Below are 21,024 nucleotides of genomic sequence, written 5' to 3'. Positions count from 1 at the left end.
AAAAACGACTAGTTTAGATACCGTTATGACAATTGTAAAATGCCGTTCACGAAGCATTTACGAGTTTTATATATAGTGGCAGCGTTGGATATCCTCGCAAAATTAGCTAAGTTTGCATGGTTTACAGTGCATCTGAACATTATAGAGTAACGTTGCAATGTATAATTACGTATTTCAATGGATACTACACAATTACTTCAAAGGGCGCTCAATTTTGAATTTTTATCAAAAGAGGAAGGGCTATTTCTATACCACCACGCCGCTACTGCTGAGCTGAGTTATGTGGCCAACGAGCTTCGGAAAATACAGGTCCCCCACGGGAAAGTCACTTGGCAGATTGATAGAAATGTGAATACGACAAATGTGTGTATCGCAAACTGTAAATTCTGCAATTTTTTTAGACGACCCGGGCACGAGGAAAGTTATATCACCGACATCGAAACTTACAAAAAAAAGATCGAGGAAACGGTACAATACGGCGGGGATCAGTTATTGCTGCAAGGCGGTCACCATCCCGACCTGGGTTTAAGTTTTTACACAAACTTATTCAGGCAATTGAAGGACTTATATCCTACGATAAAGCTGCATGCGCTGGGGCCACCGGAAATAGCGCACGTTGCTAAATTAGAAAACATGAGCCATATTGATGTGCTCACCGCGCTCAAAGAGGCGGGCTTAGACTCGCTTCCCGGAGCGGGGGCGGAAATACTGAACGACCGCGTTCGGCGATTGATCTCCAAAGGCAAATGCGGCGGAAAAGAATGGTTGGATGTAATGCGAGCAGCACATCAGATCAATCTTCCAACCTCTGCTACTATGATGTTTGGGCATATTGAAACCGTGGAAGAACGCTTTGAACATCTTGTGTGGATTAGAGATGTCCAAAGTGAAAAACCGGCGGACAGTTATGGCTTCATTGCTTTTATTCCTTGGCCTTTCCAAGATGACGGAACCCTTTTAAAGAAAGTAAGAGGCATCACCAATAATGTAAGCGGCGAAGAGTATATTCGGATGATTGCATTGAGTAGGATCATGCTTCCTAACATAAAAAACATCCAGGCTTCGTGGCTAACGGTAGGTAAACGAGTGGCACAGCTTTGTCTGCATGCAGGCGCCAATGATTTCGGTTCTATCATGATTGAAGAAAACGTTGTTTCTGCTGCCGGCGCTCCGCATCGATTTACTTCTCGCTCCATACAGGAAGCCATTATAGAGGCCGGTTTCGAACCTCAGTTGCGTACACAAAAGTATGATTTCAGGGAAATTCCTGCCGGTATTCAAGAGCAAGTTATCGACTACTAAAAGTTTAGCATCCCATGGATAGCATTATACAGCATATAGAAGCACTCATCTTTGCATCGGAACAAAGCGTTGAAATCTTTGACATAAAACAAGTCATTAGAGACGCGCTGGAACTGGAATTATCGACCGAAGAAATACAAGATGCAATCAGTGCGATTGAATCGAAATACGGTGACGACGCATTTGCTATTCAGCTATATCATATCAATGATGGATACCAGTTCCTTACTAAGAAACAATACAATAAAATTATTAACCAACTTCAGGTTCATCGATCGAAAAAGAAATTGAGTCAGGCTGCGCTTGAAACGCTTGCAATCATCGCTTATCGACAGCCCATTACCAAGCTTGAGATTGAACAAATAAGAGGCGTAAGTTGCGACTATTCTATACAAAAGCTGTTGGAAAAAGACCTTATACAAATCGCCGGTAAATCGGAGGCCATAGGAAAACCTCTCTTATATTCAACCAGCAAAGTCTTTATGGACTACTTTGGCATCAACTCAACGGCTGATTTGCCAAAATTAAAAGACATCTTGACAGAAGAACAAAGTATAGGAGAATCAGCGGAATAGCGCTTTTTTAAAAGATTATTTTTTCAATAAATTACTTGACTGTTTTAAAATCTTTGTAATTTTATCAGCACAAACCAAACAGTATAAAACAAGCGTAACTAGTAGAATTGGAAATGAAAACGCCAAAGAAAGCAGACAAGAAAATTGGATCAAATAGTCCAGCGAAGAAAGCAGGCAAATCGGGCATTAACCCTAGTGATTCAAAACCAAAGAAACGTTTTGACGATGAGGACGAAGATGACTTTGACTTTAATGACTTGGATAATTTTGATAATTTTGACGACTTTGACGATGACGATGACTATTAATAGTCATGCAGTCACCGTTTTATAAAATATAAAGCACTTAGTATTTTATACTGGGTGCTTTTTTGTTAATGATTTCGGGGTAAGAATGATCATTCAGGTAAACGACAAAAGAAGGGAAAAACAGTTTTTAGATGTTCCGAAGAAAATTTATAAAGATGACAGCAACTGGATTTGTCCACTAGACAACGACATACGCCAAATCTTTAATCCTCAAAAAAACAATTTTCATCAACACGGAGAATCCGTTCGTTGGATATTAATGAAGGGCAACGAACCCATTGGTAGAATCGCTGCCTTTATTAACCATGAAAAGACTTATAACTCAGCACTGGCCGCAGGTGGGATTGGCTTTTTTGAATGTATAGAAGACCAAGAGGCTGCTAACGCTTTGTTTAATACCGCAAAAAACTGGTTGGCCGACAAAGGGATGAGAGCAATGGATGGACCGATTAATTTTGGCGAAAACGACAATTTTTGGGGCTTGCTGGTGGATGGCTTCACAAGGCCCTCTTATGGTATGAATTATCATAAGCCTTATTATTTAGATCTATTTCAGAACTACGGATTTAAAACCATTTATGAACAGATTACAAATTATCTGGAAGTAAACAAACCCTTTCCTGAGCGCTTCACCCGCATTGCGAACTGGGTCATGGAAAAACCGGGGTATCGGTTCAAGCATTTTGAAAAAAACAACCTACAAACCTTCGCCCAGGATTTTATGGAAATTTATAATGACGCCTGGGGCGACTTTGAAAACTTCCAGCCTATAAAAATGGACACGATCATGGAATCCTTTAAGAAGATGAAACTGATCATGGATGAACGTTTAATCTGGTTTGCTTACGTCAATAATGAACCCGCCTCCTTTATTTTAATTTTACCGGATGCTAATCAACTGATAAAAGCTTTTAACGGTAAAATGAATTGGTGGAACGGTATTAAGTTTCTAATGAATCGACGTAAAGTGAATCGGATGCGTGCCATCGTTATGGGTACGAAGAAGAGCTTTCAGAAACATGGACTGGAGTCTGCACTTTTCATAAAGCTAAAGGAATATGTGCTCCCCTTAAAGCAATATACAGAATTGGAACTTTCCTGGGTAGGCGATTTCAATAAGGAGATGCTGTCTATTCATAAAGCTACAGGGGCTCATTTTGGCAAAAAACACGCTACATTAAGGTATATTTTTTAATGCCAGCGTGTTTTTTCCTTATTTAGGATAGAGCTTTCTTAACTCTTCATAAAGTTCAATCACTTTCTTTTGCAGTTCAATCACTTCATTATTTCTTTCCTGCAGCTTCTTGTTTGCCGCTTCTAAATCTGAGTTGTATTTTTTCTGCTCATCTGCATCATTAAAATTAAGTAGCTGGACCACTGTCATGTCAAAAAGCTTCGCAATCTGTTGCAGTCTAGAAAGATTGATGTCAGTTATACCCGTCTCAATTTTCGAAAAAGCGGGGATAGATATATCTAACCTTTTAGCTACGTCCTCTTGGCTCCACCCATTTTGATGCCTCAACAACCTTATTTTTTTTCCTAAAGATTTCATTCAACTATTTTTTTACCGCATGTAGCTTGACATACATAAAGCCTATATAAAAAGAAATGACATTAACCCCTAATAGCATTTATTATATCAAATATATAAAGTATTTAAGAATTAAAAAACTTATCTGATAAGTTAACAAGATTTATACCACCAAAATTTCCGGAGCTCATAAATAATAAATTCTTACCTTTTGGGGATAACTGACCAACATAAGTCTCCAGGCTTTGCACGTCATTCAAATAAATTATATCCTCTCTATTAAAGGCTTTCTTAATAGTTAACGTTTCTATGGGCTTTATATTTTTTTGCCTAAAAGAATTTTGGTCGATAAATACAACCGCCTCATCTGCCTGTCTCATCGTATCGCGATATTCCCGTAAAAATTCTTCATTTAAACTACTAAACGTGTGTAATTCAACAATCGCGATCAATTTACTGGTTGGATATTGTTCCTTGACAGCATCGATGGAGGCCCTAACCTTTGAAGGGGAGTGTGCAAAGTCTTTATAAACAACGCTACCACCATAATCGGCAACATATTCAAGCCTTCTTGCAGCGCCTCTAAAACTCCCTATGGCCTTATAAAAGTCATCCCTGCTTACACCTAACCATTCGCAAACGGTAAAGGCTCCGGCGAGGTTTGATAAGTTATGCTTTCCAAATATTTGTAGCGCAACTTCACCTTTTCCTGTTTTCAAATAGCTCACCCCTTTATTGATGGTGAACGCTGGCATCTTGTATCCGTGCTTATTGATGTTCGAATTGTTCTCAGACACCAAGGCCTGTACTTCCTTGTCGTCTTTGTTATATACCAAGGTACCTTTCTCTTCTATACTCTCGATAAAGTGGCGGAATTGTTCAACATATTCCTCGTATGTCGGAAAAACATTGATATGGTCCCAAGCTATACCACTTATCAACGCGATATTCGCATGATAAAGTAGAAATTTCGGCCTTCTGTCAATCGCCGACGCAAGGTACTCGTCTCCTTCAATAACAATCAAAGGGGCGTTCTTGGTGATTCTGACCATCGTGTCGAAGCCCTCTAACTTGGCTCCCACGACATAATCAAAGTCGCGCTCCAACACTTTCAACACATGCATGATCATGGAGGTAATAGTCGTCTTACCGTGGCTCCCTCCTATAACAACCCGCGTTTTTTCTTTGGATTGCTCATAAATATAAGCAGGATAAGAATAAATTTGAAGGCCTAGTTCTTGCGCTTTCAACAGTTCCGGATTGTCCGCTTTGGCGTGCATCCCCAATACAACGGCATTGATATCCTCCGTAATCCTATCAGGGTGCCAACCGAGCTGCTCAGGCAGCAAGCCCTTGTTTGCTAAATTAGTTCTTGATGGCTCATATATGAAGTCGTCAGATCCACTTACCAGGTAGCCTTTGTCTGCCAATGCTATGGCCAAATTATGCATAACACTTCCGCCTATAGCTATAAAATGGACACGCATATTATTTTTGTCTTTTATTAGTCTGTTTGAACCTTGCAGCAACCCAATTGTCTTTTACCTTCTTATCAGAAAAGACCAATCCCAACGTATTAGCCGTCTCCACCAACTGTTTTAAATCATCTCCGTCATAGAAACCACTTAAAAACAACTGCCCGTCAGGCTTTAAAACCTCCGAATAATCGGCTAACTGATCTAACAATATATTTCTATTGATGTTTGCAAAGATAAAATCGTATTCATCTTGCGGAATAGCCTCTTTAGAGCCGCAGCGTACCTTAACAAAAGAAACTTGATTTAGCTCAATGTTTTCCTTAACGCTATCATAACAAACCGGGTCGTAGTCGATCGCCATTACCTCTTTGGCACCAAGTTTAGCAGCCAAAATAGCCAGTATACCGGTACCACATCCCATATCAAGCAAGCTCGCTCCCGCCACCGGTGCATCTAACAGATACTCCATCATAAGTGAAGTTGTTTGATGATGTCCGGTACCAAAAGCCATTTTTGGATCAATGATTATCTCGTATGGGAAATCCGGCTTCGCTTCATGAAAAGTAGCACGAACATAACAGCGTTTGTCGATCACTATTGGCTCAAAGTTACTTTCCCAAACGGCATTCCAGTTCTCAGGGCCAATCTGTCGAATGGTATAAGAAACTTGGAAATTTTCTGGTAAGGTCAGTAGCACGTTTTCAACAGCAACAATATCTAATGAAGCGCTGGCAATATAGGCTTTGAAGCCAGATGCTGTATCTTCAAAAGTCTCAAAGCCTAAAGCTGCTAAATCATTGATAAATAAATCTCTTTGCCACTCCTCCTCGCCTATGCAACAAAAGGTAAGTTCACTGTAGTCCATTTTTTTTTAAACAAAAAAAAGGTCTCCAAATCAATCAATCGGAAACCTTTTTGTGGTTATAGAATTAGTTAAAAACCTTTACTATATCTGTAAAGTCTCTTGACTTTAATGAAGCTCCGCCAATTAATCCACCATCGATATCGGTTTGTGAGAACAGATCCGGTGCATTTTTTGGGTTACAGCTTCCGCCATACAAAATGCTTGTGTCGTCCGCCACGGCAGCACCATATTTTGCTGCGATTTCCTTTCTGATAAAAGCGTGCACTTCCTGCGCTTGCTCAGGGCTGGCCGTTAGTCCTGTCCCAATTGCCCAAACCGGCTCATATGCAAGAACTACTTTTGAAAAGTCGCTAGCTGAAAGATGGAAAACTCCTTTCTCAAGTTGACTTTTAATCACCTCAAAGAACTGACCTGATTCTCTTTCTTCTTTTGTTTCTCCGATGCAAAAAATTGGACTTAGTCCGTGCGCAAGTGCTCCATTTACTTTCTTCGCCAGCAACTCATCAGACTCACCGAAATAGGCCCTTCTTTCGGAATGTCCTAATATTACGTACTCAGCGCCCGTAGAACGAGCTTGCTTAGCAGAAATCTCCCCCGTATAAGCCCCAGCTTCTTCTTGGTGAATGTTCTGAGCACCGACAAACACGTTATTGTTGTCTTTTGCCAAGGAAGCAATACTATGTAAATGGATAAAAGGACTGCAAACAATTACTAGCTGATTACCGATAACCTCGTCTTTTACCATGTTAGCCACTTCAGAGAAAAGACTTATTCCTTCTTGGTAATCCATGTTCATCTTCCAATTACCTGCAACGATTTTTTTTCGCATGATTAATTAAATTTTGTTATTTCTTTGTTTAACTGTTATCTGAAAAACTTCTCGTAAGACAGATGCTTCAATAGGGTCAAATTTACAATTACGCCTAGCAAAAACCAACTCGGCGGTCTCAAACATTTTTTCCAGTTCATAAACGCTCGCGTTTTTTCCCACACCCCACGAAAAATCGGGAACGAAGGTAGGAGGCGCTGCTTCGCCGAAAATACTGGCAGAAACCCCTACTACGGTGCCTGTATTGAAAGCGGTGTTAATGGCACACTTTGCATGATCTCCCATAATGAGTCCGCAAAACTGCAGATTGGTGTTTCTATAGCTGCCTGTCCCATAATGGTATAACTTCACATTTTTATAATTATTTTTGAGATTGGAGTTATTGCTGTCTGCGCCCCAATTACACCACTCGCCCATTACACCGCTTCCAAAATACCCTTCATGGCCTTTTGATGAATTCCCCCAGATTACGCAGGTATTTAGTTCACCGCCTACGCGACAGCCAGGGCCAACGGTTACATTACTGTATATCTTCGTACCCATTTTAACTTGCGAGTTTTCGCCTAGGGAAAAGGGGCCACGCATCAATGCGCCTTCCCATATTTCGCTATTTTTCCCGAGATAAACCGGCCCTTTTAAGGTATTGATTGTACAACATTCGGCAGAGGCACCTTCCTCTAAAAAAATATCATCGCCTAATAGCGTAACAGAAGAGCTTATTGTAGCAGAGCTTCTGCCCTTCGTGATAGCCTCGAAATCTTTTCTGATCTCCAAGCCGTTTTGTAAAAAAATATCTTCCGGATAACGGATAAAGGTATAATTCCGTTCGTAAGTAATGCGTTTGCAACCTGCGAATTCGTTACCAAGGGCGATTTCGAGGTCACTCCGATTCATCTTTGCAGCAATAAACTGCCACTTGTCGGCGAGGCGCTCGCCCGTTTTTAGGCCGGCGAGCACCGCACATAATGCTTCATCCGGACACACACCGCCATTAATAACCAACACTTCTCCTTCTGATGTGGACAAGGGGTATTTCTGCTGTAAATAATCCGCCGTAAGATGAGACACCGAGACATTCATCCATTTTGCCCACTTTTCGGCAATGGTCAATATACCAATGCGTAGATCCCCTATTGGCCTGGTCAGACTCAAAGGATATAGATTTATTCGCTGTGCTGGATGGTCATACAAGATGATATGCATACATTCAAATTTTATTGGTTTACGTGGACCGCCTTATAGGCTAAAAATAAAAAAAGTCCCGATAAATATTATCGAGACTCTGTTTTATTAATTGAACCGAATTACTTTTTGCTGTAACGGTTGCGGAACTTATCAATACGTCCTGCAGTATCAACCAACTTCATCTTACCTGTATAAAACGGGTGAGAAGTGTGCGAAATTTCTAATTTAACCAAAGGATATTCTTGACCATCTTCCCATTGGATAGTCTCTTTCGTGTCGATACAAGACTTAGTAATAAAAGCATAGTCATTCGACATGTCTTTAAACACCACTAGTCTGTAATTTGATGGATGCAAATCTTTCTTCATTATGATAACCAGTTTACTAACATCACGCCCCTCTTTGTCATTTTACAGTCGTGGTAAATAATATTAAGGGTTGACGATGTATATATTTTTAATTGTTAATTTCTTTTAAGGCTGCAAAGATAGTTATTAAAACAAATGAAACAAAATATATTGACTAATTTTTCCACATTAAAAGCCAGACGCGTTTTTTCTTCTCCATGCAATTAGCAACTTAGTCATTCGACTATATCTTCTTAAACCTTCGGGCTGATTGTTGAATTGAAGATATCCATTGTAAAACCTAGAACTTGCATCGTTTAAAATACCGTCGAATTGTCTCCAATACCGCTCTTCTTCCTTTGCGTCTTGCAATACGGCGGAATCCACCAGTTTTAACAGATGAAGATAGGCTTCGCCGTCTTGGAAAGCGAGTTGCTTAAGCAGCATAAAGACGGCGTTGTAATAAGCTGCGTATTGAAAAAGAGCGTCTTCGCTTTCTGTACACAAGATGAATCCAACGAGATTGGCTTCATCCTCAAAGCCAATTCCGGCTTGATGACCGAGTTCATGACAGGCCGTAAAGGGTTTGGAAAAGATAGGCATCGATGTATTGACCTGTGCTTCTTGCGTGAATGGGTTAAAATAACCGGCTATTCCCGTATAATTAACAAGGAGATCGGTAACCGGACTTTTTACAGTCGGCAGATAGCTGAAGATATAGGGCTGTAAACTACTGTTGCCCGACACCAAAGCTTCAGCTTTTCGAAAGATCTCGTTATTAGTCATTTGAAGATCTCCCTCATTTAATTTCTTCCTGAATAGATTTGCCCTATCGATACATATTGCTGTGGTCTCTAAAAGTTCGCAGGGCTCACTAACATCCATATTAAGCCCCATCCTGGTTTCAAGAGGCAACCTAAAATAGTTCATGCCCCAAAAAGAATAAAAGCAAATCGCTAAAATTAAGACAGCTTTTATTGCTTTCAATACGTAATAAAGAGCCAACAAGTAGTTCTTTCCGAAAACGCCCCGTGCAATTTTTACGAAAAAGGCTAAAAAAACCACTACCAAGAGGCCATACAGGTAATCGCCTAAACTAAAGGGAATCCAAACGGTTAACGTCTGTGCAATAATAGAGTACACAGGAAAGAACTTTCCGCTGTAGAACCGCTCAACCAGACCGCTATATGTCGACAGCCACCAAATGACTACCAAAAGAACAAGGAGCAAACTGTTCCACTTTAGTTGTAGAATGATTTTTTCCTTCATTTCAGAACCCCTATATTAACTCTCTTGATCGAAGTAGAGTTTATAATAACTTTTTCCTTTCTCTTCATCAAACCCTTTTTCGATGTACTCCCGTTTGCCGTGAATATAAATGTGAAAGTTCTTATCAAGTTTCAAAATAGACTTGAAAATTTTTGACTCCTTCTTCACCGCCTGATTGGAAATTTCGAAGCTATCACCTATCGCTACATCATGCAAATCCTCAAAACTTGTTTTATAGTCTTTAAACATCGTTATAGCTTCCGGATTCCCTAAAACCTCTTCGGAAAACTCGTCCAACTGAAACACTTCTTTTTCTTTAAAGTAAGCGGCCGAACGATTTAAAAGATCAATCTTATCGGCACGTTCCATTTCAAAGGCCTCGTCCAGCTTCTCACTCACGAATGTTTTACAAACCTGCATCAGGTTTCCTGTTTGATGAAAACTATCATTTCTTACTACCACTCCCATAAAATCGTCTTTCCAATAAACGGCTTCATTCTGACGATTTGTTTGGTCTACCGCCAAGACCTTATACCCCTCTTCTTTTTCTGATTCAACAATTAAGCAGCCTTTATCTAGTTTATGGATATTGATCGCTTCTTCTTCGTAGTCTATCTTAAAAGCGCCCTGTTCGGGATAAACTTTTAAATAGGTTTCTTTGGTCTCCGATTTAAAGATCCCGATACCCCGAAGCACCTCCCCCTCCAATTGAACTTGATCAAATTGAGCGACATAAACCTCACCCGCTTTTATCTTCGGATGATTGGAAGATTCGTACAGGTGTTTGGTAACTTGCTGGCTCATCGTGTGAAAATCAATCTCTCCCTCAAAAAATAGGCGCACAAAATGATAGAGTTCATTTAGTTCTAAATCACCGCTACTATGGGCCAATCTATAAACTTCACTCACCTTTTCAAAAGGTGTCAGAAAGTATTGCATCAATAGTTTCGGCAACAACTCGTCCTGTAAGTGCAGGGGTTGTTCCGAGAGAATATAATGTTCATCGAGCGTTTTATTTCCAACACGGTGAATAGCAAGCTGCGTTAAGGATGCTTCAAAAAATGATAACATAGTCTTTTTGATAAGACGGCAAAAATAACATTATTCTTTTTCTGAGAAGAAACGATGCATAAATAGCAGCTGATAAGCTATGCTGTTCGACCAATATGTCCAATTATGGGCGCCGGGCCTCGTTATATAATCGTGTGCAATATTTCGATCCATCATCTTTGCATGAAGCTGTTCATTAACCGTATAGAAGAAATCCGCCGTTCCACAATCGATAATGATGGCCAACTGATCAGGCACCAATAAATGAAGCAGGTTTGTTACTGTATGCTGTTCCCAGCGGTCTTTATGCTCGGACATGGCCCCCAAGCGCTTCGGCAAATCCCAATTAGTTGGAAAAGGCCTGATATCAACACCGCCAGACATACTTCCTGCTGCGCCAAATACATCTTGGTGCTTGAATGCCAAGTATAGCGCACCATGTCCCCCCATGCTGAGCCCGGTAATGGCCCGTCCGCTACGAGATTTTACCGTCTTATAGGTTTGATCGATAAAAGGTATCAGCTCATTTATCATATAGGTTTCATATTTGTAGCGGGAATCAACCGGACTGTCTAGGTACCAGCTGCTGAATCCGCCATCCGGACATACAATGATGTACTGGTAATTGTCTGCCAGCTGTTGAATGGATGGCACGTTCTTTATCCAGTCTGCGTAATTGCCACTGTAGCCGTGCAATAAATAAACAACGGGCATTTCCTTCGTTTCATTATAGGTCTGCGGCGTGACAATCACAGCCTTAATCGGCTTGTTCATGGCCTTACTCATCGTTTCGATAGTGTCTACCGTGGCAGCTTCTGCCAGAAGCTTAGCGAAGCAGAAGCTTAATAATAAGAGTGTTCTATACATAACTATAAACTTAAAATAGCCTATCTATGGCAGCTTTGAAGGTGTTACAATGCGCGTCAACAATATCCCTTATCAGTAGGGAATACCCACCGCCCATACTAACCTGTACGGGGACTCCAAAACGTCGACAGAAGTCGAAAACAATCTCATCTCTTGTTTTACAACCTTGCTTAGTTAAATTTAGCCAACCTAATTTATCGGTTGCCAATACGTCTACGCCAGCGAGATAAAAGACAAAGTGCGGTTTTACGTAATTAAACAGCTGTATTAAATTACTTTCGAGAATTGCTAAATACTCCTCATCTTCTACCCCGTCCGATAACCCGATGTCTAAATCCGACTGCTCCTTGCGAAATGGAAAATTGCGTTGGCAATGCACGGAAAAGGTAAAAACACGCCTGTCATTTTTAAATATCTCGGCAGTACCATTTCCCTGATGTACATCGAGATCGATAATCAGTATTTTGTTAATGTCCTTTTGTTTTAAAAGATAGTGAGCGCCTATCGCCTGATCGTTTAACAAGCAAAACCCTTCGCCCCAATCACTTCCGGCATGATGAGTACCGCCCGCAACATTGAAAGCGACACCGTTTTGCAAAGCGTATTCACAACATTCAATAGTTCCTTGAGCGATGCTAAGCTCTCTCAACACTAGCTGTTCATTTAAGGAAAAACCTGTTCGACGTACTTCTCTGGGAGATAAGCTGAGGTTTTTCAGTTTTTCCCAATAAGTACGGCGATGAGCTAGCGTGATAAAATTTTCATCTATGGTTTGTGGCTTAAAAAAGTCATTCGGTAGCGCTGTTCCTTCATAGATGAGCTGCTCCGGAATCAATTCGTATTTTAACATGGGAAACCGGTGACCTACCGGTAAAGGATGCACATATAGTGGATCAAACGCAATCTTCAGCACTTTTACTTTATTGATAAGCTTAACCGCACTAAAATAGTAAATTTACTGGACTATTAAATGAACTCCTGCCGTTCATGCTTTCACTTTAGCAGACTTTTTTGAGTGATGGAATAATTCCGAAGCGTCCGGATAATCGCCAACAAAATAGTGATGATACCGAAAGCTCCAACATAAACCAACGAATGGTAATAAGCATCCTGCTCCTCAAATCTTCCCATAACAATCCCGTATATACCCCAAATCACAACTATTCCGTAAAAAACGTTGTGCCTAAAATAGACAATTACAGCGCCAAGCGCGCCTGCCGTTAGCAACAGCGCGTAACACAGATAAAGGTCAGCTGCTGGATTTGCCAACCACCCCATAGACACCAGCCATGCCGCAAAATTAGCCAAACAAGCAATGGTAATCCATCCAAAGTAGATACTTAAGGGCAATTGAGTTACAAAAAGAGAAAGCTTTCCCTTTTCCGGGGATAACAAGCGAAGACGCCTGGCGATGTAATACAGCGTAAAAAGCTGTACGATCAATAAGGCGAAGGATAAACCGGGCATATCGTTTAACCAGGTATATACCCATGTTGCAATAGCGAATTGATTGGCACTGAATGAAAGACCTATCAGGAACACCTCTTGATTCGTTATGTATTGCTGACTCTTTGTAAAGGCCTTGACGAGATGGACAACCAACATCACGAACAACGCTATATAAATTAAAGTCCAAATAGAAAAGGTAAAGGCGGCGGGTGTGATGCCCGACTTGTATTTTGCAGCCATTTCTGCCATCGTATATCCGCCAACATCGCCGGTTTGACCCAACATCGATATTAGGAAGGCAAAGCAATAGCTTACGAAGTTAATAACCGCCAGTTGTTTAATGTAGCGCATAAATAAAGCTTTTAGCTATTAAACAACGCGCGTGGTAGAATGTTCAAACCGAGCTTGGCAAAAGTCGCAACAACTGCGTTAAGTATTTTTCATCAACCTCATCAAAGCTATTTAACTGCTCACTGTCTATATCCAGCACGCCTAGTACATTGTCGCCCTGTCTTATAGGCACGACAATCTCCGATTTAGAGGCGGAGCTGCATGCTATATGGCCCGGAAACTGGTCGACATCGGGCACAACCAGCACCTTATTCTCCTGCCAGGCCACCCCACAGACGCCTCTGCCTTTTTGTATACGCGTACAGGCGATCGGCCCCTGAAATGGACCTAAAACTAATTGATCGTCTTTGACCAAATAAAAGCCGACCCAAAGAAAGTTAAACTGTGTTTTGAGAGCGGCGGCTATATTCGCCAAATTGGCAATCAAATCGTCCTCGCCAACTAACAAAGCCTCTATTTGAGGTAATAAAGATTGATATTGATTTTCTTTCGTACCTTTTATGATAAACAAATCTTCCGCCATATACGTCTTATCTGGTGTTTAGCCCACGAAATAAACAATTTTGTAGCGCTTTTTGAAGAAACATTGCTATTTAAAAGCAATATTTACTTTTGCACCCGTTATATTTTCAATCATGGGCTTGAAAATGATGTTCGCATTTTCTTTTGTTTTACCTAATACATTCATCTCTTCGGCGTTTTTCAGCAGTCGCTGTTCAGCTAATTGATAAATGCCTTCAACGAGATTTTGGGTATCGCCCGGTAACCAAGCTCCTGAAATATCGTACACTTTGGACTTCTTGTGGTCCAATCGGACGTAACAGATTTCCGGTTCTGGAAGATATATCGTGATGGAGTCAACTTTATGCCTAATAATATCATCTTGCTCTACTTTTCGTAGGTCAATACAGCCGGCCACTTCTCCTACAGCTATAAAAAGTACGCGTTGATCGGGAAAGAAATACCGCAGCTCTTTTCGTTCGATGACATCCTTCATGGAATACTTCACCAGCTCCAATTTCCCCATATCGGTGATCCGCTCAATCATTACGTCTTCCGCCACTTTCACTTTAGACGACCCCAAATCGAATTTATAATAGATAAACCAACCGGAAATTAAGAGAACGGCGATTAATAATAAAACGACGATGGTGGAGCTTGTCTTTCTTAGCATGTTTATTTTTTTTATGGTTGAACAATTCTTGATGTTAAAGGTTTAATGCCTTACCGCCAATTGCACTTATTATGACGAACGCACGACCGATCGAAGGCCCGAATAAAAACTCCCTTTTAACCGCAGAAAGAAAAAATTGAATAACGAATAGATGATTTTTTATTGAAATATTTTCCTTAATATTGGATTCAATAATGAAAGCCCAACGGCTTCATAACGCTAAACTATACAACATTACAAAATCGGATGAAAAGAAGAGCAGCAATTAAGAGTCTTTTTATAATAGCCGGAGGTATCGCTATATTACCGTCCTGTTCCGGGGAAGCAGGGAAAGCATCCATTGAATTAAGCAATTTGGATATAACAGCAGTCCAAGAGAATCTGCTGGCGGAAGTTACCGAAACCATACTTCCCAAAACAAGTTCGCCCGGAGCTAAAGACCTTAATTTACATCTCTTTGTGTTGAAAATGGTTGATGATTGCCATAGCAAATCCGACCAAGAAAGCTTCGTAAAGGGACTTAACAGCCTGAACAGCTTCGCAAAAGAAAAATTTTCGAGCGAATTTAAGGAATTATCTTCAGCACAGCGGATTCAGCTTTTACAGAACCTCGAGGCGAATGAAGCGGAAACGGACAGCCAACGTTTTTACGGCATCACCAAAAGAAGAACGATCCAAGGCTTCTTGAACTCAAAGTATGTCATGAAGGACTTAAAACAATATGAGCTGATACCCGGAAAGTATAACGGATATAGTGCGGTACAAAAAACAATGGAAAAATTAGGTTAACGGAAATATCAGATGTCGAATATAAACATTGATACTATAAAGGAGCGCACATTTGACGCCATCGTGATCGGATCGGGAATCAGCGGTGGATGGGCGGCGAAAGAACTTACCGAAAAGGGACTGAAAACACTGGTATTAGAACGGGGCAAAGATGTAAAACATGTCGTGGATTATCCCACTACCAATATGTATCCCTATGAATTTGAACACCGGGGGGAAGTGCCTTTCGCAATACAGGAATCATCGCCTATTGTAAACCGATGCTACGCCTTTCGCGAAGATGCAATGCATTTTTTCGTAAAAGATAATGAACACCCTTATGTACAGGAGAAGCCCTTCGATTGGATCCGAGGCTATCAAGTAGGTGGAAAGTCTCTACTATGGGCTCGACAAACACAACGATGGTCGGATTTTGACTTCGAGGGTCCGGCCAGAGATGGTTTTGCAGTGGACTGGCCCATTCGGTATAAAGATATAGCCCCTTGGTATAGTTATGTCGAAAAATTTGCCGGGATATCTGGAAATCGCGATGGGCTAAAAGAATTGCCAGACGGCGAGTTCTTACCTGCCTATCCCTTGAATGCCGTGGAAGACTATTTTAAGGGAGTTATGAGCAAAAAGTATACAGATCGACATGTAATCAGTGCTCGCTGTGCTCACTTATCGCAACCGAATCCTATTCACATTGAGCAGGGACGTGTGCAATGCCAGAACCGAGTGCTTTGTCAGCGAGGCTGTCCTTTTGGCGGCTATTTTAGTAGCAACGCGTCTACCCTTCCCTGGGCGCAAAAAACTGGAAATCTGACTTTACGTCCTTTTTCTGTGGCACATTCCATCATCTATGATGAACAGAAAGGCAAAGCGGTAGGTGTTAAGGTGATCGATACAAACACAAAAGAAGAAATAGATTACTTTGCCCGCATTATTTTCGTAAATGCGGCAGCCCTAAACACGAACTTGATTCTCCTAAATTCGAAATCGAACCGCTTTCCTAATGGATTGGGCAACGACACGGGCTTGTTAGGAAAATATGTTGCTTTTCATAATTATAGCGCCCGCATCAGTGCCGAATACGATGGCTTGGCCGACTATAAAACGGAGGGCAGAAACCCTGCCGGCGGCGGCTATATCCCCCGATTCAGAAATCTCCATAAACAGGAAACTGATTTCTTGAGGGGCTATGCCGCAGGTTTTTCAGCTTATAGGTCCGCTGATCGCGATACTTCTAGTCTGGGAACGGATTTGAAAGAACAATTATTAAATCCTAAACTCGGCCCTTGGCGTGTGGGCTCGCATATGATGGCGGAAACAATTCCGAAAGAATCCAATTATGTTACTTTAGATGCTGATAAGAAAGATGAATGGGGCATTCCGCTGTTGAAAATATCGGTGGATTATGACGAGAACGACGCAAAAATGAAGGCGGATTACGTTGAGCAGATGACAGAGATGTTTACACAAGCCGGCTTTACCAATATCCGTGCAAATACCGCTGGACAAGCACCCGGTTTAGATATCCACGAGATGGGAGGTGTCCGTATGGGTAATGACCCTAAGACTTCTTTACTTAATAAATGGAATCAGCTCCATCATTGTCGCAACGTTTTTATTACAGACGGTGCCTGTATGACGTCTACTTCAACACAGAATCCGTCCCTCACGTATATGGCTTTTGCAGCTAGATCGGTAGACTTCGCCGTTAATGAACTAAAAAAGAACAACTTGTAGATATTCATACCTGTTAGGCAAGATAGCGCATTCGCCTGCTCCATACTACCTAACAGGTTTCATCCTCACCCTATCATTGCTCCCTATTAAACCTTTATTGTCACTTGCTGTCATAACACTAAGAAAACAAGTTTGTAGGATTAAACTTTGAGCCATGAAAACAGCAAATAATATACGCATACTACTTTTTTCCTTTAGCATTTTATTTGCTATCGGCTTTCTTGGAAAAGTAAATGCCCAACCTGGGGTAACTGTGTCATTCCAGCAGTTTTACGATGAACTTTCTCCTTATGGGGAGTGGATAGACGACCCGGATTACGGATATATCTGGGTTCCGAATGTAGAACCCGATTTTCAACCGTACGCGACTAATGGCAGGTGGGTAATGACGGATTATGGCAATACCTGGGTGTCTAATTATAACTGGGGCTGGGCTCCATTTCACTACGGAAGATGGAATTACAATCAGCGATTTGGATGGTCGTGGGTTCCGGGCTATGAATGGGGGCCTGCATGGGTGAGCTGGCGTTCGGGTGGAGGTTACTATGGCTGGGCACCTTTGGGCCCAGGCCTAAGTATCGGCGTAAGCGTCAATATCCCGTCCACCTATTGGATCTTTGTACCGCAACGTCATATCTTAAGCGCATCTATTCATCGCTATTATGCGCCAAGGAGAACGGTGGTGAACGTCTATAACAGAACCACTATAATAAACAACACCTACGTTTACAACAACCACCGATATTATGCCGGTCCAAGAAGAACTGACATTCAACGGGTGACACGGTCTTCCGTACCGGTACATCGTATAAGTAATGCCAGCCGGCCAGGTTCGGGGAGAATAAACGGACAATCCCTTGAAATCTATCGCCCGAATATAAGTAAAAATGAGCGAGCAAGGCCAACTCGGATTGCATCGGCCAACAGCATTCGTAGTGAAAGCAGATCAACAAATAGAAATACCGGTAAGGTTACTGGAAGGACTGCTACTGCTTCTGCGAATCGAAATAAAAATGTAGATCGCAGACCAGCAAGCACAACACGAGCAGCAAATGTACGCGCGAATGACTCCAAAACTAGAAATAACGAAATCCGCGCTAAAGAGAGCAATCAAGCTTTACAGGCGAGGACAAATAATACAGCGAAAAGGCCATCGGCAGAGAGGTCCGCTCGGCCTGCAGCCCAGCCCAACAGGAATAGCGTACAGCGCTCGGAACGAAGCAGTGCTAAACCAAGCGCACAAACGCGCACGCAAAACGTCCGGCAATCGCGATCGAGCACGCCTTCTAGGGGCAGTGAACGGTCATCGCGTAGTCAAGATCGTCCAACAAGTGCATCGAGAAGTACTAGAGGATAAAAAGCAGGCCCCAGAACTAGGGCCTGCTTCTTACGGCTTAAATCGTTCAAGGACACGTTTACCTGTTTTCACGTCAATACCCTTGAGTTCAATATATTGAACATCTGGCTTCCAAAAAGTACCGCCGTCTCCAATTCGAATGAATATCCGCTCGAGCACCGATTCTTTGTCATTTATCTGAGCATAAACGCGATAAACGCCCCTCGTATCCTTTTTTAGCTTTAATGGCAGTTTGCTATAAGCAACTGACCTGACGTCATAACTGCCATCCGCCAGTTTCTTCGTATTGATTCCGTAGGCAAATTTGCGTTGAATAAAATTTAACTCTTTCCGTACGCCCCCTTCGGGATAACGTATCCAAAAGGCATGAATCGGGTCTCCTAAATCAAGCCTGCCGGCATTGTCAATGTTTAAAGTATAACAGATTGTATTGGTGTTAGGATCACGCTGTATATAAAACAACAAATGCGCTACATCTTTCGGAATAGGAAACGAATCTACATCAGTAGAAACGTTTTCATATATCACCTTTGAAGGGTTAGCATATGGGAAACCAACCACGCTTCCTACCCCCAAAAAAAGAGCACAATATAAAGCGCTAAACGTACGAATATTCATAAATTATTATTTACCAAGCTTAAGCTTGTATCAAGGATTTCTTTTAAAAACCCAATAGCGTTGCAAGGTGTAATTGAAGCCAAGCGACACAAGGAGGTCAACCACTATTCTACCTATCCGATAGTCCATTTGTACAGTCTCTGTTAGCAAGTAAGTACCCGATGACTTTAACAAAACGCTCCCTCCTACCATAGAAGCGAATTTAGCCAGTTGAATCAAAATGCCGCCCCGCTGATCAACCCTTGCCGTAGCTTTGAAAGTCCAATTAAGATTGACCATAAAGTTGATCAGCGCGCCGATCATTCCACCAACGATAATTGAAATGGTATAATGTATATACAGCAACTCTGTACATATAACCATTACACTGTAATCGACTATCCCTCCTAAAAAAGCTGAAAACTGGGCTTTTATGAAGGTATAAATGCTACTTTTCTTTAACATCGGGTGAAGCACTCTTTACCGCTCGTTCTGCTATATCACGCGCGTCACCCAAACGCAATAACTTTATTGTGTCTACGATATTGACAATAAAAAGAGTAATGACTACAAGCGCTGAAAATATATTGACGGCTCCCGCAAATATTACTTCTAAAATAAAGATGATGCTGATGATGACTCTAATTTCAGTTGGTCCTACGGTCCCGGCATCTATGGTGTATCTGTCGGTAATCTTATAACGCAACTGCGTTATGATCATGGCCCATCCGTATAAAGCAACGAAAAAATAGGATAACAGTTCGTATCCTTCGCCGAGATAGACGATAAAACCGAGGCCCATAATAACAGTATTGATCCAGTCCATGATGATGTCAAGAGAAAAACCATACCATTTTCGCGGGATATTTCGGTAATAAGCGATCCGCCCATCCAATGAATCGCCTAGCCAATTAATAGAGAGTCCTAATACGCCTAATAAAAGATACGAACGGTCCACATAGCTTGCCAACACAAATCCCAGCAACACAACCATCCCTCCAAAACAGCCTATGCCAGTAAGCATGTTGGGTGTTATGGCATCTGGCACTTTGGTAACCAAGTAAGAAATTGAGCGCTGTTCGGCATCCTTTAATAAATTGGTGCGCTTCCGGTCCTTAAAGATATTTTTCTTTTTCTCGTCTTCTTCTTGCACCTGACCGAAATGCTTGTTTTCAAGCCCTTCTATCATTGTCTTCTTTTCTTTCATAAGGAGATTAGATTACTTCACCGCATTAAGCAAGTCAACGGTTGTGTATCATTTCAGGTACAAGAAGAAAGCAGCTATTTTGCTTTTTTCTTCTTTTCAAAATTAGAACCAAAGATCATATCCCATAGCGGGGAACTCACACCATAACCTTTGTCTGCATCCTGATAATGGTGAAGCATATGGTGCTGCTTGATCCTTTTCATAATGCCGCTTTTAAAGTTATAATGGTGCATTGCATAATGCCCTATATCATAAAAAAGATACCCCACTATAAAACCTGGAAAAAACGCCGACATCTGCATATCATTAAAAAACAACTTAAACAAATAATATAGCGCTAGAGCAAGGGGGATACTTACTGAAGGAGGCAATACCAACCGGAGTTTGTCCATGGGATAATCGTGATGCACCCCGTGAAATATGAAATGAAGACGCTCCATCACCTTCCCTTTAGGGGGTAAATGAAAAACGAAACGGTGCATTACATACTCGGTGAATGACCAAACGAATAAGCCGATAATGAAGTATCCTATGTAGAACCAAACAGAAACTTCATATGTAGCAAACGCCTGCCATGAAAAATAGAGGATAACTGGCACAAACAATATCAAAGGCACTGTAAAATGTACCTTTGTTAAAGGTTCGAGTAAGTTGCTTTTAAACATTCTTACTGATTCCTGCGAGTTAGAAACATAATTCTTTGCCATGACAACTACTATTGATAAATAAAACCTATTAACTTAATTGGCCTAAGCTATGAGCTAAT

General features: G+C 41.4%; 24 protein-coding genes. 7 read left to right on the top strand and 17 right to left on the bottom strand.

The genetic code is table 11. From position 1 onward, the window contains the following. The first annotated feature begins 177 nt into the window (after positions 1-177). The 4 genes from mqnC to EPX21_RS09200 all read left to right on the top strand — a co-directional run bounded on the left by mqnC (position 178) and on the right by EPX21_RS09200 (position 3,380). A complete protein-coding gene (gene mqnC, locus EPX21_RS09215) occupies positions 178-1,302 on the top strand; it encodes a cyclic dehypoxanthinyl futalosine synthase (RefSeq protein WP_134089380.1) in 1,125 nt (374 codons plus the stop codon). 14 nt (positions 1,303-1,316) lie between these two features. Next, complete coding sequence (gene scpB / locus EPX21_RS09210) at positions 1,317-1,877, top strand: SMC-Scp complex subunit ScpB (RefSeq protein WP_134089379.1); 561 nt, start codon at positions 1,317-1,319, stop codon at positions 1,875-1,877. A 113-nt stretch (positions 1,878-1,990) separates the two neighbouring features. Beyond that, on the top strand, positions 1,991-2,185 hold the full coding sequence (locus EPX21_RS09205) for a hypothetical protein (RefSeq protein ID WP_134089378.1): 195 nt from the start codon (positions 1,991-1,993) through the stop codon (positions 2,183-2,185). A gap of 85 nt (positions 2,186-2,270) precedes the next feature. Continuing rightward, positions 2,271-3,380: a GNAT family N-acetyltransferase gene (locus tag EPX21_RS09200; RefSeq protein WP_134089377.1), complete on the top strand. Its 1,110-nt coding sequence runs from the start codon at positions 2,271-2,273 to the stop codon at positions 3,378-3,380. Between the two features lie 18 nt (positions 3,381-3,398). On the opposite strand, the gene EPX21_RS09195 is transcribed toward EPX21_RS09200, so the two are convergent. The 13 genes from EPX21_RS09195 to EPX21_RS09135 form a co-directional block, all read right to left on the bottom strand. Beyond that, positions 3,399-3,737, bottom strand: coding sequence for a helix-turn-helix domain-containing protein (locus EPX21_RS09195; RefSeq protein WP_134089376.1), 339 nt, complete (start codon positions 3,735-3,737; stop codon positions 3,399-3,401). 104 nt (positions 3,738-3,841) lie between these two features. Next, complete coding sequence (gene murC / locus EPX21_RS09190) at positions 3,842-5,203, bottom strand: UDP-N-acetylmuramate--L-alanine ligase (RefSeq protein ID WP_134089375.1); 1,362 nt, start codon at positions 5,201-5,203, stop codon at positions 3,842-3,844. 1 nt (position 5,204) lies between these two features. Next, positions 5,205-6,059: a 50S ribosomal protein L11 methyltransferase gene (gene prmA, locus EPX21_RS09185; RefSeq protein ID WP_134089374.1), complete on the bottom strand. Its 855-nt coding sequence runs from the start codon at positions 6,057-6,059 to the stop codon at positions 5,205-5,207. A 64-nt stretch (positions 6,060-6,123) separates the two neighbouring features. Beyond that, on the bottom strand, positions 6,124-6,888 hold the full coding sequence (gene tpiA, locus EPX21_RS09180) for a triose-phosphate isomerase (RefSeq protein ID WP_134089373.1): 765 nt from the start codon (positions 6,886-6,888) through the stop codon (positions 6,124-6,126). A gap of 6 nt (positions 6,889-6,894) precedes the next feature. After that, complete coding sequence (locus tag EPX21_RS09175) at positions 6,895-8,091, bottom strand: putative sugar nucleotidyl transferase (RefSeq protein ID WP_134089372.1); 1,197 nt, start codon at positions 8,089-8,091, stop codon at positions 6,895-6,897. Positions 8,092-8,192: 101 nt separating this feature from the next. Further along, positions 8,193-8,441, bottom strand: coding sequence for a type B 50S ribosomal protein L31 (locus EPX21_RS09170; protein ID WP_134089371.1), 249 nt, complete (start codon positions 8,439-8,441; stop codon positions 8,193-8,195). A 168-nt stretch (positions 8,442-8,609) separates the two neighbouring features. After that, the gene (locus EPX21_RS09165; protein ID WP_134089370.1) at positions 8,610-9,689 is read right to left on the bottom strand and encodes a DUF3810 domain-containing protein; all 1,080 of its coding nucleotides are present in this window, start codon (positions 9,687-9,689) and stop codon (positions 8,610-8,612) included. A 15-nt stretch (positions 9,690-9,704) separates the two neighbouring features. Then, complete coding sequence (locus EPX21_RS09160; protein WP_134089369.1) at positions 9,705-10,760, bottom strand: nucleoid-associated protein; 1,056 nt, start codon at positions 10,758-10,760, stop codon at positions 9,705-9,707. 30 nt (positions 10,761-10,790) lie between these two features. Further along, positions 10,791-11,606, bottom strand: coding sequence for an alpha/beta hydrolase family protein (locus EPX21_RS09155; protein ID WP_134089368.1), 816 nt, complete (start codon positions 11,604-11,606; stop codon positions 10,791-10,793). Between the two features lie 10 nt (positions 11,607-11,616). Beyond that, positions 11,617-12,519: a histone deacetylase gene (locus tag EPX21_RS09150; protein ID WP_134089367.1), complete on the bottom strand. Its 903-nt coding sequence runs from the start codon at positions 12,517-12,519 to the stop codon at positions 11,617-11,619. 80 nt (positions 12,520-12,599) lie between these two features. Continuing rightward, entirely contained in the window at positions 12,600-13,406 is an 807-nt protein-coding gene (locus EPX21_RS09145) for a hypothetical protein (RefSeq protein ID WP_134089366.1), read from the bottom strand. Positions 13,407-13,449: 43 nt separating this feature from the next. Beyond that, entirely contained in the window at positions 13,450-13,929 is a 480-nt protein-coding gene (locus EPX21_RS09140) for a GAF domain-containing protein (protein ID WP_134089365.1), read from the bottom strand. A 66-nt stretch (positions 13,930-13,995) separates the two neighbouring features. Further along, the gene (locus EPX21_RS09135; protein ID WP_134089364.1) at positions 13,996-14,580 is read right to left on the bottom strand and encodes a DUF4230 domain-containing protein; all 585 of its coding nucleotides are present in this window, start codon (positions 14,578-14,580) and stop codon (positions 13,996-13,998) included. Positions 14,581-14,826: 246 nt separating this feature from the next. On the opposite strand from EPX21_RS09135, the gene EPX21_RS09130 reads away from it, so the two are divergent. The 3 genes from EPX21_RS09130 (at position 14,827) to EPX21_RS09120 (ending at position 18,454) form a co-directional block, all read left to right on the top strand. Next, on the top strand, positions 14,827-15,369 hold the full coding sequence (locus EPX21_RS09130) for a gluconate 2-dehydrogenase subunit 3 family protein (protein WP_134089363.1): 543 nt from the start codon (positions 14,827-14,829) through the stop codon (positions 15,367-15,369). 12 nt (positions 15,370-15,381) lie between these two features. Next, entirely contained in the window at positions 15,382-17,097 is a 1,716-nt protein-coding gene (locus EPX21_RS09125) for a GMC oxidoreductase (protein ID WP_134089362.1), read from the top strand. 154 nt (positions 17,098-17,251) lie between these two features. Further along, on the top strand, positions 17,252-18,454 hold the full coding sequence (locus EPX21_RS09120; RefSeq protein ID WP_134089361.1) for a DUF6600 domain-containing protein: 1,203 nt from the start codon (positions 17,252-17,254) through the stop codon (positions 18,452-18,454). 30 nt (positions 18,455-18,484) lie between these two features. On the opposite strand, the gene EPX21_RS09115 is transcribed toward EPX21_RS09120, so the two are convergent. From EPX21_RS09115 to EPX21_RS09100, 4 genes are all read right to left on the bottom strand, one after another. Continuing rightward, the gene (locus tag EPX21_RS09115) at positions 18,485-19,072 is read right to left on the bottom strand and encodes a DUF4833 domain-containing protein (RefSeq protein ID WP_134089360.1); all 588 of its coding nucleotides are present in this window, start codon (positions 19,070-19,072) and stop codon (positions 18,485-18,487) included. A gap of 30 nt (positions 19,073-19,102) precedes the next feature. Then, positions 19,103-19,516: a GtrA family protein gene (locus EPX21_RS09110; RefSeq protein WP_134089359.1), complete on the bottom strand. Its 414-nt coding sequence runs from the start codon at positions 19,514-19,516 to the stop codon at positions 19,103-19,105. Then, positions 19,500-20,258 (bottom strand): CDP-alcohol phosphatidyltransferase family protein, encoded by a 759-nt coding sequence (locus EPX21_RS09105; protein WP_240768628.1) that lies wholly within the window; start codon positions 20,256-20,258, stop codon positions 19,500-19,502. Before EPX21_RS09105 ends, EPX21_RS09110 begins: the two co-directional genes overlap by 17 nt. Before the next feature lie 74 nt (positions 20,259-20,332). Further along, the gene (locus EPX21_RS09100) at positions 20,333-20,965 is read right to left on the bottom strand and encodes a sterol desaturase family protein (protein ID WP_134089358.1); all 633 of its coding nucleotides are present in this window, start codon (positions 20,963-20,965) and stop codon (positions 20,333-20,335) included. Positions 20,966-21,024 lie beyond the last annotated feature (59 nt).

Origin of the sequence: Olivibacter sp. XZL3, assembly GCF_004368405.1 — a bacterium.
Classification (GTDB): Bacteria; Bacteroidota; Bacteroidia; order Sphingobacteriales; family Sphingobacteriaceae; genus Olivibacter.
The sequence above is the reverse complement of the archived record's forward strand: the minus strand, read 5'-3'. Positions and strand labels throughout refer to the sequence as shown.

Bases quoted from the DNA above. Each gene is read 5' to 3' on its own strand.
- mqnC (WP_134089380.1), top strand. From the start codon at position 178: ATGGATACTACACAATTACTTCAAAGGGCGCTCAATTTTGAATTTTTA.
- scpB (WP_134089379.1), top strand. From the start codon at position 1,317: ATGGATAGCATTATACAGCATATAGAAGCACTCATCTTTGCATCGGAA.
- EPX21_RS09205 (WP_134089378.1), top strand. From the start codon at position 1,991: ATGAAAACGCCAAAGAAAGCAGACAAGAAAATTGGATCAAATAGTCCA.
- EPX21_RS09200 (WP_134089377.1), top strand. From the start codon at position 2,271: ATGATCATTCAGGTAAACGACAAAAGAAGGGAAAAACAGTTTTTAGAT.
- EPX21_RS09195 (WP_134089376.1), bottom strand. From the start codon at position 3,737: ATGAAATCTTTAGGAAAAAAAATAAGGTTGTTGAGGCATCAAAATGGG.
- murC (WP_134089375.1), bottom strand. From the start codon at position 5,203: ATGCGTGTCCATTTTATAGCTATAGGCGGAAGTGTTATGCATAATTTG.
- prmA (WP_134089374.1), bottom strand. From the start codon at position 6,059: ATGGACTACAGTGAACTTACCTTTTGTTGCATAGGCGAGGAGGAGTGG.
- tpiA (WP_134089373.1), bottom strand. From the start codon at position 6,888: ATGCGAAAAAAAATCGTTGCAGGTAATTGGAAGATGAACATGGATTAC.
- EPX21_RS09175 (WP_134089372.1), bottom strand. From the start codon at position 8,091: ATGCATATCATCTTGTATGACCATCCAGCACAGCGAATAAATCTATAT.
- EPX21_RS09170 (WP_134089371.1), bottom strand. From the start codon at position 8,441: ATGAAGAAAGATTTGCATCCATCAAATTACAGACTAGTGGTGTTTAAA.
- EPX21_RS09165 (WP_134089370.1), bottom strand. From the start codon at position 9,689: ATGAAGGAAAAAATCATTCTACAACTAAAGTGGAACAGTTTGCTCCTT.
- EPX21_RS09160 (WP_134089369.1), bottom strand. From the start codon at position 10,760: ATGTTATCATTTTTTGAAGCATCCTTAACGCAGCTTGCTATTCACCGT.
- EPX21_RS09155 (WP_134089368.1), bottom strand. From the start codon at position 11,606: ATGTATAGAACACTCTTATTATTAAGCTTCTGCTTCGCTAAGCTTCTG.
- EPX21_RS09145 (WP_134089366.1), bottom strand. From the start codon at position 13,406: ATGCGCTACATTAAACAACTGGCGGTTATTAACTTCGTAAGCTATTGC.
- EPX21_RS09140 (WP_134089365.1), bottom strand. From the start codon at position 13,929: ATGGCGGAAGATTTGTTTATCATAAAAGGTACGAAAGAAAATCAATAT.
- EPX21_RS09135 (WP_134089364.1), bottom strand. From the start codon at position 14,580: ATGCTAAGAAAGACAAGCTCCACCATCGTCGTTTTATTATTAATCGCC.
- EPX21_RS09130 (WP_134089363.1), top strand. From the start codon at position 14,827: ATGAAAAGAAGAGCAGCAATTAAGAGTCTTTTTATAATAGCCGGAGGT.
- EPX21_RS09125 (WP_134089362.1), top strand. From the start codon at position 15,382: ATGTCGAATATAAACATTGATACTATAAAGGAGCGCACATTTGACGCC.
- EPX21_RS09120 (WP_134089361.1), top strand. From the start codon at position 17,252: ATGAAAACAGCAAATAATATACGCATACTACTTTTTTCCTTTAGCATT.
- EPX21_RS09115 (WP_134089360.1), bottom strand. From the start codon at position 19,072: ATGAATATTCGTACGTTTAGCGCTTTATATTGTGCTCTTTTTTTGGGG.
- EPX21_RS09110 (WP_134089359.1), bottom strand. From the start codon at position 19,516: ATGTTAAAGAAAAGTAGCATTTATACCTTCATAAAAGCCCAGTTTTCA.
- EPX21_RS09105 (WP_240768628.1), bottom strand. From the start codon at position 20,258: ATGAAAGAAAAGAAGACAATGATAGAAGGGCTTGAAAACAAGCATTTC.
- EPX21_RS09100 (WP_134089358.1), bottom strand. From the start codon at position 20,965: ATGGCAAAGAATTATGTTTCTAACTCGCAGGAATCAGTAAGAATGTTT.